This window comes from Raoultella sp. T31 (assembly GCF_002806725.1).
GTDB classification, from domain to species: Bacteria; Pseudomonadota; Gammaproteobacteria; order Enterobacterales; family Enterobacteriaceae; genus Klebsiella; species Klebsiella electrica.
The window spans coordinates 56551-70671 of record NZ_PIBO01000007.1 but is presented as its reverse complement, the minus strand read 5'-3'; the positions used below and the strand labels follow the sequence as shown (position 1 = coordinate 70671).

Genomic DNA, 14121 nt, shown 5'->3' with positions numbered 1-14121 from the left:
GTTTTCAGGAAACAACAATGAAACTCGCAAGCTTTATCTATCAGGGCGTCCGCAGCTTCGGCATCGTCAAAGCGGAAGGCATCATTGATTTAGGTCGCCGTCTCGGCGACCGCAACAGCGACCTCAAGGCGCTGTTGCAAGGCAACGGGCTGGCGGAGGCCACCCGTTATCTCCATGACGCGGTGGATGTGCCGATGGAGGCCGTCACCTTCCTGCCGGTGATTGAACAGCCGGAAAAGATCCTCTGCGTGGGGATGAACTATGCCGATAAGCGCAAAGAGTTCGATCAGCACAACCCGGCGCCGACGCTGTTTGTCCGCTTTGCCGATTCCCAGACGGCGCACAACGCGCCGGTATTGAAACCGCGCCATTCCCGCGAATTTGACTACGAAGGCGAGCTGGCGGTGATTATCGGCAAAGGCGGCGAGAACATCCGCCGCGAGGAGGCGCTGCGCCATGTTGCCGGCTACAGCTGCTACATGGATGGCTCCGCACGCGACTGGCAGCACAGCTGGTTTACCGCGGGGAAAAACTGGCGGCAGACCGGCGCATTCGGCCCGTGGATGGCGACCGCTGATGAGATCCCGGATCCGCATCAACTGACGATCCGCACCTGGCTGAACGGCCGCATGGTGCAGGATGACAACACCAGCAGCATGATCCACAAGGTGGCGGAGCTGATCGAGTACATCAGCACCTTCACCCGCTTAAGCCCGGGCGATGTGATCATCACCGGATCGCCGGGTGGGGTGGGTAAAAAGCGTAATCCGCCGCTGTTTATGCAGGAGGGCGATCGCATTGAGGTTGAGATTGAGCATATTGGCCATCTCAGCAATGTGATCATGGAAGCGCCAGCCAACCCGCTGACGACGGCACATTGAGTAAGGCGTGATGATGGACTCGCAACCCGCTATCGACTTTCGTTTCACGGAAGTCGCCCAACACCCGGAACGTCTGAGCCAGATTCGTTACCTGCTGACGGACAGCGGTCTGGGGATGGACAACGATATTACGCTGTTTGTTGAAGCCTGGTGCGCAAGGCAACTGGTGGGCTGCGCGGGGCTGGCCGCCAACGTTATCAAATGCGTGGCGGTCGATGAGCGGCTGCGCGGTGTGAATCTCAGCGCGCGGCTGCTGGCGGAAGTGGAAAACGTCGCCCTCGCGCGTGGCCATTTTCATCTCTTCCTCTGCACCCGGCCCTGTAACGAGGAGCGCTTTACCCGCAGCGGCTTCTGGCCTGTCGCCCGCAGTGGCAATAACGCGGTATTGATGGAGAACACGCCGCAGGGCATCGCCCGCTACTGCCGTTCGCTGCGCGCTCTGCGCCGGCCCGGCCAGAATATCGGGGCGATTGTCATGAACGCGAATCCGTTCACGCTTGGCCACCGCCATCTGGTGGAACACGCGGCGGCACGCGGCGACTGGCTGCACCTGTTTGTGGTACGTGAAGATGCCTCCTTCTTTCCGTTCGCCGCGCGTCTGGAGATGGTACGGGCCGGGGTGGCGCATCTGGCGAATGTCTCCGTACACGAGGGCTCGCAGTACATCATCTCGCGCGCCACTTTTCCGGCCTACTTCCTCAAAGAGAGCGGAAAAGTGCAGCAGGCGTGGAGCGAAATCGACGTGCTGATCTTTCGCGACTACATCGCGCCCGCTCTCGGCATTACCCATCGTTTTATCGGCTCCGAGCCGTTTTGCGATATCACCCGTCAGTACAACCAGACGCTGCATGAACGGCTGGCTGGCAGCATCGACGTGGTGGAGATGCCGCGCATCAAGGTGGCAGGGAGCGCCATTTCGGCCTCGGAAGTCCGCCGTTTACTGAAGACAGAACAGTATTCTCGTATTCGGGACATTGTCCCGGAATCCACTTTCGCGCATCTCGAAGCGCACTACAGCGCGGAAGTCGCTTAATTATCAGGAAACGACCATGAAAATTGTAAGGGAGGCGCTGGCCGGTACCCAGGAGTCCAGCGACCTGATGGTGAAAATCGCCCCCGCCGACGGCGAGCTGGAGATTGTCATCCACAGTGAAGTGATAAAGCAGTTTGGCGAACAGATTCGTCAGGTGGTTGAGGAAACGCTGCGCGCCATGGCGGTGCGGCAGGGATTGATTATCATCGAAGACAAAGGCGCGCTGGATTGCGTCATTCGCGCGCGCCTGCAAAGCGCGGTGCTGCGCGCCGCCGATGAGCCGCATATCGACTGGAGGACACTGTGATGAACAGGCTCCGTCGTAGCATGTTATTCCTGCCGGGCGCTAACGCAGCCATGCTCTCTACCGCCTTTATCTATCGTCCGGATTCGATCATGTTCGATCTTGAGGACGCGGTGGCGCTGCGCGAGAAAGACAGCGCGCGCCTGCTGGTCTGGCATGCGCTCCAGCACCCGATGTATCAGGATATCGAAACCGTGGTACGCATTAACCCGCTTAGCACGCCGTTTGGCTTGCTGGATCTGGAAGCTGCCGTACGGGCTGGCGTGGACGTGATCCGATTGCCGAAAACCGATACCCCGGAAGATATCGACGAACTGGAAAGCCACCTGGTGCGTATCGAGCGCGACTGCGGGCGCGAAGTGGGTTCCACCCGCATCATGGCGGCGATTGAGTCGGCCGTTGGCGTCATTAACGCCGTCGCCATTGCCCGCCGTTCCCCGCGGCTGATTGGCATTGCGCTGGCGGCCTTTGATTATGTGATGGACATGCAGACCGAACGCAGCGACGGCACCGAACTGTTCTACGCCCGCTGTGCGGTACTGCACGCCGCGCGGGCAGCCGGTATCGATGCCTTTGACGTGGTGTGGTCAGATGTGAACGACGAAGCCGGATTCCTGCGCGAAGTCGAGTTGATCCGCAAGATGGGCTTTAACGGCAAATCGTTGATTAACCCGCGTCAGATTGACCTGCTGCACAATGCGTATGCGCCAACCCGGCAGGAGGTCGAACACGCGCAGTTAGTGATTGAGGCCGCGCAGGAGGGGGAACGCAATGGCCTGGGCGTGGTCTCGCTCAACGGCAAAATGGTCGACGCCCCGATAATTAACCACGCACAGAGAGTGCTGGAACGCGCGGCCGCCTCCGGCGTGCGCCGTTAAGGATAAAACAATGAACCAGACAGAACTTCTCCATGCGACCTTCCCCCATCTGCGGGATTTAAAACCGTTTGATTCTGCCCTCAGCGCCACGCCATGGCTGGCCGACGTGGAGGAAAAACATCGTCGTAAGCTGTGTGAATCCCTCGAGGAGGCGGTGGCGCGCAGCGGCCTGCAGGATGGAATGACTATCTCTTTTCACCATGCTTTCCGTGAAGGCGATCGGGTGATTAACAGCGTGGTGGCGCAGCTGGCGCAAATGGGTTTTAAAGGCCTGACGTTGGCTTCCAGTTCACTGATGACCTGTAACGATGCGCTTATCGAACATATCCAGAGCGGGGTGATTCGCCGCATTTATACCTCCGGGATGCGCGGGAAACTGGCGGAGGCTATCTCCCACGGCGTGATGGATGAGCCGGTGCAGATCCATTCCCACGGCGGGCGGGTGAAATTATTACAGGATGGTGAGCTGAACATTGACGTCGCGTTTCTCGGGGTACCGTGCAGCGATGAATTCGGCAATGCCAACGGCACCCACGGGCGCTCCTGCTGTGGTTCGCTCGGCTATGCGATGGTCGATGCGCACTTTGCCCATAAAGTGGTGCTGCTGACGGAAGAGCTGGTGCCGTTCCCCAATATGCCCGCCAGCCTGATGCAGGATCAGGTGGATTACATTGTGCAGGTGGATAGCGTGGGTGACCCGGCGAAGATCAGCGTCGGCGCGGCGCGCGTCACCAGCAATCCGCGTGAACTGATGATCGCCCGCTATGCGGCGGATGTGATTGAGCATGCCGGTTATTTCCGTAACGGCTTCTCCATGCAGACCGGTTCCGGCGCGGCGGCCACCGCCTGCACCCGCTTTATGGAGGAGAAGATGGAGCGCAGCGGCGTGAAAGCCCGTTTTGCGCTGGGGGGCATTACCGGCAGTCTGGTGGATCTGCATGAGAAGGGGCTGATTGAAAAGCTGCTCGATACCCAGTGCTTCGACGGTCAGGCGGCCGCTTCGCTGGCGCGCAACCCCAATCACGTGGAGATCTCCACCAACGTTTATGCCAACCCGGGCAGCAAGGCGGCGAGCTGCGACCAGCTGGACGTGGCTATTCTCAGCGCGCTGGAAATCGACGTCGATTTCAACGTTAACGTGATTACCGGTTCCGATGGCGTCATGCGCGGGGCGTCCGGCGGTCACTGTGATGTGGCGGCGGCGGCCAACCTGACGATTGTCGTCGCCCCGCTGCTGCGTAGCCGCATTCCCACGGTAGTGAAGCGGGTGACGACGCGGCTGACGCCGGGAGAAAGCATCGATGTCCTGGTCACCGACCACGGCATTGCGGTGAATCCGGCACGACCGGAGATCCGCGCGCGCCTGATTGCCGCCGGGATGAACATCGTCGATATCGACGCACTGTATGCGCGGGCTATCTCGCTCTGCGGGGTTCCCAGACCGATTGAGTTCACCGACAAAATTGTCGGCGTCATTCGCTACCGCGACGGGCGGGTGATCGATACCGTGCGTCAGGTTAAGGAGTAGCAACATGATAACCGCGACACCCGTGGAGGCGGGTGTCAGCCTTGAGGCGTGGCTGGCGGCGAAAGAGTGCCGCGCGGCGCGCCAGGCTGACTGGCTAAGACGTTATCAACAGCCGATTATTTCGCTGACCCTGGTGACGCCGGGAACGGTAAAAAATAGTCTCCGTTACCGCAATACGATGGGCGTGGCGCTCCAGATGGGCGACCAGCTGCTATGGGAGAATCGCTGGCCGGTGCGGGAGCGCCAGGTGCTGTGGCTCCCGGCAGGGCCTGAAGCGATGTGGTCCGTGGCGCACCATGCCCCGGAGATTAAGGCTCACTGCGTGGCGCTGGAGCAGAGTCATCCGCTCGGCAGGTTGTGGGACCTGGATGTGATCTGTCCGCAGGAGGGCCACGTTGGCCGCCTGTCGCTGGGGCTGCACATGCGCCGCTGCCTGGTGTGTGATGAGCCGGCGCATGTCTGCTCGCGCTCGCGCAAACATCCGGTCGGACAGGTGGTGGCAGGCGTGGAGAAGATAATCAATGACTGGTTTGCTCGCGACTAAGTGCGGTGCCATTGACGTTCCTCGTCTGGCGGAAGAGGCCCTGTGGCAGGAGCTGGAGCTGACCCCCAAGCCGGGGCTGGTGGACCGACTCAACAACGGGGCCCACCACGACATGGACCACGCGCTGTTTGCCCGCAGTATTACCGCGATTACGCCGTGGCTCTCCCGCTTTACCGAGCTGGGGAGTGACTACGCAGACCAACCGCCAGGCGAGCAGCTGCGCCTGCTGCGCCCGATGGGCATGGCCTGCGAGCAGGCGATGTATGCTGCCACCGGCGGCGTGAATACTCATAAAGGCGGGATATTTTCTCTCGGGCTGCTCTGTTTTGCCGCCGGAATAGTGCGGGAGGTGACCGCATCAAGCCTCTGTAGCGAAGTGGGGATGCTGTGTCAGGGGCTGGTGGCGTGCGAACTGGCGGGTCGCAGCGCGGCCGCAACCGCAGGCGAACGTCAGTTTCAGCAACTGGGTTTAACCGGCGCACGCGGTGAAGCGGAAAGCGGTTTTGCGACGGTGCGTCGCGTCTTGCCGCAGTGGAACGGCCGCCAGCTGCATGATTTGCTCCTGCGCCTGATGGCGGTGAATCCGGACAGTAATCTGGTGTCGCGCGGCGGCATTGAAGGGCTGCGCTACGTTCAGGGCTACGCGCGGGAATTACTGGCTAACGGCTGGGATCGCGAGATGTTGCTTAAGATGGATAAGGCATTGATTGAACGCAATCTGAGCCCGGGCGGCAGTGCGGATTTGCTGTCGGTGGGGTGGGTGCTCTCTGCAATAAAATAGCCGGGTGGCGCTAACGCTTACCCGGCCTACGGTTTGCAGTTTGTAGGCCCGGTAAGGCGTAGCCGCCACCGGGCACAACACATCAAGGATCAATGCGCAATCGGCTGCGCACCGTTCGGCACGCGAACGTGCTTGTACTTGAACAGCGCGATGAAGGCAATGGCCAGAACCAGCGAGTAGGCGGCGAAGATCAGCCACACGGGCTGCCAGTCGGTAATGCCGTTGGTGGTATACATCTCGACAACTTTCCCGCTCACCACGCCGCCGAGGATACAGCCGAAGCCGTTGGTCATCATCAGGAACATTCCCTGGGCGCTGGCGCGGATTTCGGGTCTCACCTCTTTCTCGACGAACACCGAACCGGAGATGTTGAAGAAGTCGAAGGCGCAGCCGTAAACAATCATCGACAGTACCAGCAGCACGGTGCCGAACGGCGTCGGATCGCCATAGGCGAAGAGACCGAAGCGCAGCATCCAGGCGAAAATACTGATAATCATCACGTTCTTGATGCCATAGCGGCTCAGGAAGAACGGGATAGTCAGTATGAACAGGGTTTCGGAGATCTGGGAGATAGACATCATCACCGATGCGTGCTCAACGATAAAGCTCCCGGAGAACAGCGGGTTATTATCGAAGCTGTGCAGGAAGGTATTCCCGAACATGTTGGTGATTTGCAGCTCTGCGCCTAACAGCATGGAGAAAATAAAGAAAATCGCCATCCGCTGGTTTTTAAACAGGGCAAAGGCGTCGAGGCCAAGCATGCTGCTCCAGCTCTGGTTTTTTTGCTGATTGGAGACCGGAATGTGCGGCAGCGTCAGGGTGAACAGCGCGAGGACTACGGAGAGCGCCGCGCCGATGTACAGCTGCATGTGGCTCAGTTCGAAACCTGCGAAGCTGACGCCCCACATCGCCATGATAAAGCCAATGGTGCCCCAGATACGAATCGGTGGGAAATCCGTCACAATATCGAGACCGGCGGATTTCAGGCGGTAGTAGGAAATCGTGTTGATTAAGCCCAACGTTGGCATATAGGCCAGCGAGTTAAGCAGAATCACAAAGAACATCTCCCCCGGCGTGGTGACCTGGGCCGCCATAAACAGCGTACCGGCCCCCACCAGATGGCACAGCGCGTAAACCCACTTCGCGCTGATCCACTTATCCGCCACGATACCCAGCAGCGTTGGCATCAGCACCGCCGCAATGCCGAGCGAGCTGTAAACGGCGCCGATAGACGCACCGTCGAACTTGAGCGTCACAAACATATAGGAGCCAAGTGTAGTCAGCCAGCTACCCCACAGGCAGAACTGCAGAAACGACAATATTTTAAGCTGCAGCTTAAGGTTCATGTTATTTTCCTCACGAGTAAGCGGGGGATGTGTTTTGATAATTACATTCGGAGTTGCAATTTGATGAAATCCTATCAGTTAACGCCGCGATGTTTTGTTACCTTCCGCAAAAAAATGCAATCCCCATTAATTTGCAGATTAGATTGTGATGCAAATAACATTTTCCTATGGAGAAGATGGGGGAAACGCGGGAAAACTCGGCCCTTTCACGTCTGGAAAGGGCCGGGCGAGGAGACAGACTTATTTCCGGCGATAGGATTTCTGCGCCGTATTGACCTTATAAAGATAGCGGCGCGATTCCGCCGACGGGTGACGGTTGGTGAGGGTGGAATAGACATCCCCCGGCGTCATGCTGTTGATAATATTGGCTGCCTGGATCTTATCGCTGGAGAACACCCGCAATACGCTTCCCGCGCCGCCGTTATACGCGGTGATCACGGCATAGCGGCGCGAGGTCGGATTATCAATACCTGACAGATACACATTATTCAGCATTGCCAGATAGGCGGTGCCGGTATCAATGTTATTCTCCGGATCGAAGAGATAGCTGCGGCTCGGCAGGCCCGATTTCCCCTGCGCGCGGAAGACATCTTTCCCGGCGCTGTGCTGCACAACCTGCATCAGGCCCAGCGCGTCAGCATGGCTCACGGCGTACGGGTTGAAAGAGGATTCGGTCTGCATAATCGCCAGAATCAGCGACTCATCGACGCCATACTTGCGCGCCGACTGGCGAACGTAGCCGATATACTTATGCGCGCGTTTGTCGAGGTGGTTCGGCACCAGATTAATGGTGATGCTGTAGATCATCCGCAGGCCGTTGCTGCGGCTTTTCAGCCGCGTTTGCAGCAGATAATCGGCATAGCGCGAGGCCCGCCACTCCCAGCGAATCGGATCGCCGTGGTTATCCACCACCTGTCCGTACAGGAACGGCTCTTTCGAAATCTGGATATCGTCGGCATCGGAATAGAGGTCGATTGACCCCGGATCGTCGCCCATCAGCAGCGTCTTAATAATAGTCTGGCGTAAGCGCCCGGTCGGATCGGTACCGGCGATGGTCTCGACGGTGATGGTGCCCTCATCAAAGTTGATGTGGCTACGGGTCTGATACTGATCGGTATACTTAACGTAGTCTTTCGGCCCGGCGAGCAGGACTTCGTTATAACCCCAAATATTTTCGATATTGTGGGCGAACTGGCCCATCAGGATATCGAAGCCGTTGGTGTCCTTAACCCAGGCTTCGTTATACCCATCGCCCTTTTTATTTGAGCTGGAACACGAAACGAGCAAAGGCGCAATGAGCGCTAGCGCTAAATATTTTTTCATCATTCCGGGAGTGTGCGTTGTGTTTGTTGTGCTTAAGAGTCAGAGGACTCTTACTTTTTTTCAGGCGGCGTGTAGCCTTCAATATGCACATCTTTCCCTTCAAACAGGAACTGGATCATCTCCTGTTCCAGCAGCTTGCGATGCTCCACGTTCATCATATTGAGCTTTTGCTCGTTGATTAACATGGTTTGCTTGTGCTGCCACTGAGCCCACGCCTCTTTCGAAATCTCGTTATAGATGCGTTTGCCTAACTCACCCGGATACAGCTGGAAATCCTGGCCATCCGCTTCACGCTGCAGGAAAGTACAAAAAATCGTTCTGCTCATTAGTCATCCTCTTTATTCGCCAGAAAGCTATGCAAGAGCCCCGGCCTTCAACTGTTGCAACAAGCGCTCCACGGGAGCCGCCAGTCCAACCGACGGCGGCTGCGCTAAGTTATACCAGAGTGCGCTGCCTTCATCCATGCATGCGCCAGATGAATCTATGCTAAGCCACATCGGCACAATATCCAGATGGAAATGGCTGAAAGTGTGGCGGAACGCGGTCAATTGCGTCAGATTATCATCCTTTATCCCACGCTGAGCCAGCCATTCGCGCAGCGCGGCCTCCTCTTCAAACTGCGGAAAACAGAATAATCCGCCCCATAAGCCGACCGGTGGACGCTGGGAAAGCAACACCTCGTTGCCGTGCTGCATCAGCAGGAAATAGCCCGTTCGCTCCGGAATGGTCTGCTTCGGTTTTTTGCCCGGATATTGTGCCCATGTATGGTTTGCGTAAGCGATGCAACCGTTACTTAACGGACAAAGTTCGCATTTCGGTTTTGAACGGGTGCAGACTATCGCCCCCAGATCCATCATCGCCTGGTTAAAGCGCTCGACCCCTTTTGCCGGCGTGACCTCTTCACTTATCTGCCATAATCGTTTCTCAACCTCTTTTTTCCCCGGCCAGCCGTTGACCGCATAGCAGCGGGCCAGCACGCGCTTCACGTTGCCATCGAGAATCGGGTAATGCTTGCCAAGGGAGAGGGATAAAATCGCCCCGGCCGTGGAACGCCCGACGCCGGGCAGTGCCGCCACTTCATCAAAGGTTTGCGGGAATTCGCCGCCGTGCAGGCTCGCCACCTGCTGCGCCGCCTTATGTAAATTGCGCGCGCGGGCGTAATAGCCCAGGCCGGTCCAGAGATGCAGCACTTCATCCAGCGGCGCCTCGGCCAGATCGATAACCGTCGGGAAGCGCGCCATAAAGCGTTCAAAATAGGGAATAACCGTGGCGACCTGCGTTTGTTGCAACATCACCTCGGAGAGCCATACTTTGTAAGGCGTTTTACCCATTTGCCATGGCAGGGTTTTACGCCCGTATTTGTCGTACCAGTCCAGCACCTGGGCTGAAAATTGCGTGGCGAGAAAAGTCAAAGCTACAGCTCCGGAATCGCGATATCAGGGTGGCAGATTGCAGCATAAGGGCGACAGGCTGTAAACCCTTGCATCCGTCGGTTAACTTTGGATAATGCCCGTTTTCCGCACACTCTCACAAGCAGACCTAACTTTTATGAAAAACGACGTCATATCTCCGGAATTCGATGAAAACGGCCGCCCGCTGCGCCGTATTCGTAGCTTCGTCCGTCGCCAGGGCCGCCTGACCAAAGGGCAGCAGCATGCGCTGGATAACATTTGGCCGGTGATGGGCGTTGAGTTCAACGATGCGCCGCTCGATTTCGCCGCGCTGTTTGGCCGCAATGCGCCGACGACGCTGGAGATAGGATTCGGCATGGGCGCTTCGCTGGTGGCGATGGCGAAAGCCAGGCCTGAGCAGAATTTCCTCGGTATCGAAGTGCACTCGCCGGGCGTCGGCGCTTGCCTGGCCTCCGCCGAAGAAGAGGGCGTACACAACCTGCGCGTGATGTGTCACGATGCGGTCGAGGTGCTCCACTCCATGATTGCGGATAATTCTCTTAACATGGTGCAGCTGTTTTTCCCTGACCCGTGGCATAAAGCGCGGCATAATAAACGCCGTATCGTACAGGCGCCTTTTGCCGAGCTGGTAAAAAGCAAGCTCAAGCTGGGCGGCGTCTTCCACATGGCGACCGACTGGGAGCCGTATGCCGAACACATGCTGGAAGTGATGTCATCGCTGGAAGGATATCGTAACCTGTCAGAAAGCAACGATTATGTACCGCGTCCGGAATCGCGTCCGGTAACCAAATTTGAACAGCGTGGCCATCGTCTTGGCCACGGCGTATGGGACTTAATGTTCGAGAGGGTGAAATAATGGCAAAGAATCGTAGCCGTCGTCTGCGTAAAAAAATGCATATCGACGAGTTTCAGGAAATCGGTTTTTCCGTCGCATGGCGTTTTCCGCAAGGGAGCACTGAAGAGCATATCGATCGCACCGTCAATGACCTGATTGAGGAGGTGATTGAGCCGAACAAACTGGCGTTTGATGGCAGCGGTTACCTCTCCTGGGAAGGGCTGATCTGCATGCAGGAAATCGGTAAATGTACCGAAGAGCATCAGGCTATCGTGCGTAAGTGGCTGGAAGAACGCGGGCTGACCGATGTGCGCACCAGCGAACTTTTTGACGTCTGGTGGGACTAAGTTTGACAAGGGTCGGCAACTGCCGACCCGTTTTGTCTTAAGGGAGTTTTATGATGCGCAAAACGCTGCTGGCGGTGGCGCTGTCCGTTATCGCTCTGTCCGCCCACGCGGACTACCAATGTAGCGTCACGCCGCGTGACGACGTGATCCTCAGCCCGCATCAGGTGCAGGTCAAAGGGGAGAACGGCGATCTGGTGATTAAGCCGGACGGCAATCTGACCTATAACGGAAAACAGTATCCTCTGACTGCGGCCCAGCGCGAGCAGGCCGAGGACTATCAGGCCGGCTTGCGCAGCAGCCTGCCGTGGATTGATGACGGCGCGCGTTCACGCGTCGAAAAAGGGCGTCAGGCGCTGGATAAAATCATTACCGAACAGGTTGGCGCCAGCAGCAGTATGCATGGTCGTCTGACCAAACTTGACGCGCAGCTGAAAACCCAGATGAACCGCATTATTGAACGTCGCAGCGACGGCCTCACTTTCCATTACAAAGCGATCGATCAGGTGCGCGCCGACGGCCAGCAGCTGGTGAATCAGGCGATGGGCGGCATTCTGCAGGACAGTATCAACGAGATGGGCGCGAAGGCGGTCCTGAAAGGCGGAGGCAATCCGCTGCAGGGGATCCTCGGTAGCCTCGGCGGCCTGCAAACGGCGATTCAGGATGAATGGAAAAATCAGGAAGCGGATTTCCAGAAATTTGGCAAAGACGTTTGTAGCCGGGTCGTCTCCCTTGAAGACAGCCGCAAGGCGCTGGTGAGTTCCCTGAAATAACGTTCTTTGCGGTGTGCCGCGGCTCTCGCCGGGGCACACCGCGTACACCTCTCAGGCGCGTCCGTGCGATACGCGGGAACGGCGGGCCAGCGAGTCAATAATCACCGCAATCGCCAGCACGCAGCCGGTAATGATGTAGCGCAGCGATGACGGCAAATTCAACAGCGTCAAACCATTCGAAATCGACTGAATCACGATGATCCCCAGCAGAGCGGACCAGGCGCTGCCGCGCCCGCCGAACAGGCTGGTGCCGCCGATAACCGCCGCCGCAATGGCGTTCAGGTTCACGTCGCCGGTCCCGGCCTGTTGGCTTGCCGAGGCCAGCCGGGAAGCGGCCAGAATGCCGCCGAAGGTGGCGAACGTGCTACAGAGCACAAAGGCGCTGACGTAAATAGCCCGCACGTTGATCCCCGAACGGCGTGCCGCTTCGCGGTTGCCGCCAACGGCAAACATGGAGCGCCCCCATTTCGTCCGCTTGAGCGCATAGTTGAGCAGCATCACGAAGGCGACGAACAGGCCGAAAATCCACGGCACGCCGCGCCCGAGATTGAGATAGAACACGGCGGCTTCAAAAACCACCGTCAGCAGAATCGCGCGCAATAACAGCGAGCTGACGGCTTCCGCCGACAGGTTCGCCGCCAGGCGGCGCGTACGCGTTTTGAGGCCAAATATCAGCATCGCCAGTCCGGGCAGCAGCGCCATAAGATGAGAGAACCAGCCTGGCATCACCAGTAGCTGGCCAAAGCGCACCAGCGGCGAGGCGTAGGGCAGGTTAATGCTGCCGCTGGGACCGAGGATATACAGCTGCAGCCCGAGCAGCGCCAGCAGGCCGGCGAGCGTCGCCACGAAGCTCGGCATGCCGACGCGATTATACAGCAGAGCGTAAAGCAGCCCGACGGCGAGACCGCACAGCAGCGCCACGGCAATCGCCGCGGCAACCGGCCAGCCGGCATTAACCCACAGTACGCCAACGATCGCCGAAGAGAGTCCGCTCATTGAACCCACCGAAAGATCGATTTCGCCGAGCATCAGTACGCAGACGATCCCCAGCGAGATAAATCCCACGGTAGCGCAGTCAAAAAGCAGGTTAACGAGGTTATTGGGCGCGATATAGACCGGGTTGAGCCAGGTGAAAACCAGGGAGATAACGATCAGCCCGGCGATGACCGGCGCGGTACCCAGATCGCCGGTTTTGATACGATTGATCTGCGCACGTACCACGCCGAACAGGCCGTCGTTGTGCCGGACGCGCTCATCGCTGCGATCAAGAGCGGGGCGGGATGCTGTCTTGCTGTTCATAAAATTAAATCACTCCGCAAGTGCCAGACTGCGATTTCCGTTCGACGCGACGTGACACGGCATTTTCTGTTGCACCGGTAATGGCCGCCACCAGATCCTGGTTTGAGGCGTCGGGGGTAAAGATGCCTTTATTGCGTCCGAGCCGCAGCACCACGATGCGATCGGCCACCGCACGGACATCTTCCATGTTGTGGCTGATGATAATGACGCCGAGGCCGCGCTCGCGAACGCGCTCAATCAGGTTGAGTACTTCCGCCGTCTGGGCCACCCCGAGCGCGGCGGTGGGCTCATCAAGCATGATGATTTTCGGGTTCATCAGCAGCGAACGCGCAATTGCCACCGTCTGGCGCTGGCCGCCGGAAAGCGAGGCAATCGGCTCGCGCACCGACGGGATTCTGGCCGCCAGCTCCTGCAATAACGTCCATGCCCGTACCTCCATCGCCACTTCGTCCAGTTGCAATGGCGAAATCTCGTGGCCTAAAAACAGGTTCGCGACGACGTCGAGATTTTCGCACAGCGCTAAATCCTGAAAGACCGTGGCGATACCGTACTCCAGCGCCTTGCCCGGACTGTCGAGAGTGATGACCTCGCCGTCAAACTCAATAGTGCCGGTCGTGGGCTGGTGTACGCCGGCGAGAATTTTCACCAGCGTGGATTTTCCCGCGCCGTTATCGCCCACCAGGGCGACCACTTCGCCGGCATGAACCTCCAGCTCGATATCCGTCAGGGCGGAAACCGCGCCGAAGTGTTTGGAGACATGACTCAGTTTTAAAATTGGTTGCCTGGTGTTGGCGACGATGTCTTGTTGTTGCGACATAAAAAAGACCTCAATGATGGCGA

General features: G+C 58.1%; 16 protein-coding genes. 10 read left to right on the top strand and 6 right to left on the bottom strand.

The genetic code is table 11. The features are described 5' to 3' along the window. The first annotated feature begins 17 nt into the window (after positions 1 to 17). From CWM52_RS07035 to citG, 7 genes are read left to right on the top strand one after another with little or no spacing between them, the layout of a single operon-like run. Positions 18 to 881, top strand: a complete 864-nt coding sequence (locus tag CWM52_RS07035; RefSeq protein WP_100683452.1) for a fumarylacetoacetate hydrolase family protein — start codon at positions 18 to 20, stop codon at positions 879 to 881. Positions 882 to 894: 13 nt separating this feature from the next. Continuing rightward, complete coding sequence (gene citC, locus CWM52_RS07030; RefSeq protein ID WP_100683451.1) at positions 895 to 1914, top strand: [citrate (pro-3S)-lyase] ligase; 1020 nt, start codon at positions 895 to 897, stop codon at positions 1912 to 1914. 16 nt (positions 1915 to 1930) lie between these two features. Then, on the top strand, positions 1931 to 2221 hold the full coding sequence (gene citD, locus CWM52_RS07025; protein ID WP_100683450.1) for a citrate lyase acyl carrier protein: 291 nt from the start codon (positions 1931 to 1933) through the stop codon (positions 2219 to 2221). Next, positions 2221 to 3096, top strand: coding sequence for a citrate (pro-3S)-lyase subunit beta (gene citE / locus CWM52_RS07020; protein WP_004867558.1), 876 nt, complete (start codon positions 2221 to 2223; stop codon positions 3094 to 3096). Before citD ends, citE begins: the two co-directional genes overlap by 1 nt. A 10-nt stretch (positions 3097 to 3106) precedes the next feature. Then, complete coding sequence (gene citF, locus CWM52_RS07015; protein ID WP_100683449.1) at positions 3107 to 4624, top strand: citrate lyase subunit alpha; 1518 nt, start codon at positions 3107 to 3109, stop codon at positions 4622 to 4624. 4 nt (positions 4625 to 4628) lie between these two features. After that, on the top strand, positions 4629 to 5168 hold the full coding sequence (gene citX / locus CWM52_RS07010) for a citrate lyase holo-[acyl-carrier protein] synthase (RefSeq protein WP_100683448.1): 540 nt from the start codon (positions 4629 to 4631) through the stop codon (positions 5166 to 5168). Beyond that, positions 5146 to 5949 carry a triphosphoribosyl-dephospho-CoA synthase CitG gene (gene citG / locus CWM52_RS07005; RefSeq protein WP_100683447.1) on the top strand — a complete coding sequence of 268 codons (804 nt, stop codon included), beginning with the start codon at positions 5146 to 5148 and terminating at the stop codon, positions 5947 to 5949. Before citX ends, citG begins: the two co-directional genes overlap by 23 nt. A gap of 89 nt (positions 5950 to 6038) precedes the next feature. On the opposite strand, the gene CWM52_RS07000 is transcribed toward citG, so the two are convergent. The 4 genes from CWM52_RS07000 to mutY form a co-directional block, all read right to left on the bottom strand. Continuing rightward, positions 6039 to 7295 (bottom strand): nucleoside permease, encoded by a 1257-nt coding sequence (locus CWM52_RS07000; RefSeq protein WP_100683446.1) that lies wholly within the window; start codon positions 7293 to 7295, stop codon positions 6039 to 6041. 240 nt (positions 7296 to 7535) lie between these two features. After that, the gene (mltC, locus tag CWM52_RS06995) at positions 7536 to 8618 is read right to left on the bottom strand and encodes a membrane-bound lytic murein transglycosylase MltC (RefSeq protein WP_100683445.1); all 1083 of its coding nucleotides are present in this window, start codon (positions 8616 to 8618) and stop codon (positions 7536 to 7538) included. A 50-nt stretch (positions 8619 to 8668) separates the two neighbouring features. Beyond that, positions 8669 to 8944 (bottom strand): oxidative damage protection protein, encoded by a 276-nt coding sequence (locus CWM52_RS06990; protein WP_004867532.1) that lies wholly within the window; start codon positions 8942 to 8944, stop codon positions 8669 to 8671. Between the two features lie 27 nt (positions 8945 to 8971). After that, the gene (gene mutY, locus CWM52_RS06985; protein WP_100683444.1) at positions 8972 to 10030 is read right to left on the bottom strand and encodes an A/G-specific adenine glycosylase; all 1059 of its coding nucleotides are present in this window, start codon (positions 10028 to 10030) and stop codon (positions 8972 to 8974) included. Between the two features lie 136 nt (positions 10031 to 10166). Here mutY and trmB point away from each other — a divergent pair, with 136 nt between their 5' ends. Genes trmB through CWM52_RS06970 form a run of 3 tightly spaced genes read left to right on the top strand, consistent with a single transcriptional unit; the run spans position 10167 to position 11982 of the window. Beyond that, positions 10167 to 10886: a tRNA (guanosine(46)-N7)-methyltransferase TrmB gene (gene trmB, locus CWM52_RS06980; protein ID WP_100683443.1), complete on the top strand. Its 720-nt coding sequence runs from the start codon at positions 10167 to 10169 to the stop codon at positions 10884 to 10886. Next, positions 10886 to 11212: a YggL family protein gene (locus CWM52_RS06975; RefSeq protein ID WP_100683442.1), complete on the top strand. Its 327-nt coding sequence runs from the start codon at positions 10886 to 10888 to the stop codon at positions 11210 to 11212. The genes trmB and CWM52_RS06975 overlap by 1 nt, the downstream gene beginning before the upstream one ends. A gap of 50 nt (positions 11213 to 11262) precedes the next feature. After that, entirely contained in the window at positions 11263 to 11982 is a 720-nt protein-coding gene (locus tag CWM52_RS06970) for a DUF2884 domain-containing protein (protein ID WP_100683441.1), read from the top strand. 51 nt (positions 11983 to 12033) lie between these two features. Here CWM52_RS06970 and CWM52_RS06965 read toward each other — a convergent pair whose 3' ends face one another. Next, positions 12034 to 13281: a sugar ABC transporter permease gene (locus CWM52_RS06965; RefSeq protein ID WP_100683440.1), complete on the bottom strand. Its 1248-nt coding sequence runs from the start codon at positions 13279 to 13281 to the stop codon at positions 12034 to 12036. A gap of 4 nt (positions 13282 to 13285) precedes the next feature. Continuing rightward, positions 13286 to 14098, bottom strand: coding sequence for an ATP-binding cassette domain-containing protein (locus CWM52_RS06960; protein ID WP_100683439.1), 813 nt, complete (start codon positions 14096 to 14098; stop codon positions 13286 to 13288). Positions 14099 to 14121: the final 23 nt, after the last annotated feature.

What these genes read in the sequence shown, in the direction of transcription:
- CWM52_RS07035 (WP_100683452.1), top strand. Translation starts at nt 18, where the DNA reads ATGAAACTCGCAAGCTTTATCTATCAGGGCGTCCGCAGCTTCGGCATC.
- citC (WP_100683451.1), top strand. Translation starts at nt 895, where the DNA reads ATGGACTCGCAACCCGCTATCGACTTTCGTTTCACGGAAGTCGCCCAA.
- citD (WP_100683450.1), top strand. Translation starts at nt 1,931, where the DNA reads ATGAAAATTGTAAGGGAGGCGCTGGCCGGTACCCAGGAGTCCAGCGAC.
- citE (WP_004867558.1), top strand. Translation starts at nt 2,221, where the DNA reads ATGAACAGGCTCCGTCGTAGCATGTTATTCCTGCCGGGCGCTAACGCA.
- citF (WP_100683449.1), top strand. Translation starts at nt 3,107, where the DNA reads ATGAACCAGACAGAACTTCTCCATGCGACCTTCCCCCATCTGCGGGAT.
- citX (WP_100683448.1), top strand. Translation starts at nt 4,629, where the DNA reads ATGATAACCGCGACACCCGTGGAGGCGGGTGTCAGCCTTGAGGCGTGG.
- citG (WP_100683447.1), top strand. Translation starts at nt 5,146, where the DNA reads ATGACTGGTTTGCTCGCGACTAAGTGCGGTGCCATTGACGTTCCTCGT.
- CWM52_RS07000 (WP_100683446.1), bottom strand. Translation starts at nt 7,295, where the DNA reads ATGAACCTTAAGCTGCAGCTTAAAATATTGTCGTTTCTGCAGTTCTGC.
- mltC (WP_100683445.1), bottom strand. Translation starts at nt 8,618, where the DNA reads ATGAAAAAATATTTAGCGCTAGCGCTCATTGCGCCTTTGCTCGTTTCG.
- CWM52_RS06990 (WP_004867532.1), bottom strand. Translation starts at nt 8,944, where the DNA reads ATGAGCAGAACGATTTTTTGTACTTTCCTGCAGCGTGAAGCGGATGGC.
- trmB (WP_100683443.1), top strand. Translation starts at nt 10,167, where the DNA reads ATGAAAAACGACGTCATATCTCCGGAATTCGATGAAAACGGCCGCCCG.
- CWM52_RS06975 (WP_100683442.1), top strand. Translation starts at nt 10,886, where the DNA reads ATGGCAAAGAATCGTAGCCGTCGTCTGCGTAAAAAAATGCATATCGAC.
- CWM52_RS06970 (WP_100683441.1), top strand. Translation starts at nt 11,263, where the DNA reads ATGATGCGCAAAACGCTGCTGGCGGTGGCGCTGTCCGTTATCGCTCTG.
- CWM52_RS06965 (WP_100683440.1), bottom strand. Translation starts at nt 13,281, where the DNA reads ATGAACAGCAAGACAGCATCCCGCCCCGCTCTTGATCGCAGCGATGAG.
- CWM52_RS06960 (WP_100683439.1), bottom strand. Translation starts at nt 14,098, where the DNA reads ATGTCGCAACAACAAGACATCGTCGCCAACACCAGGCAACCAATTTTA.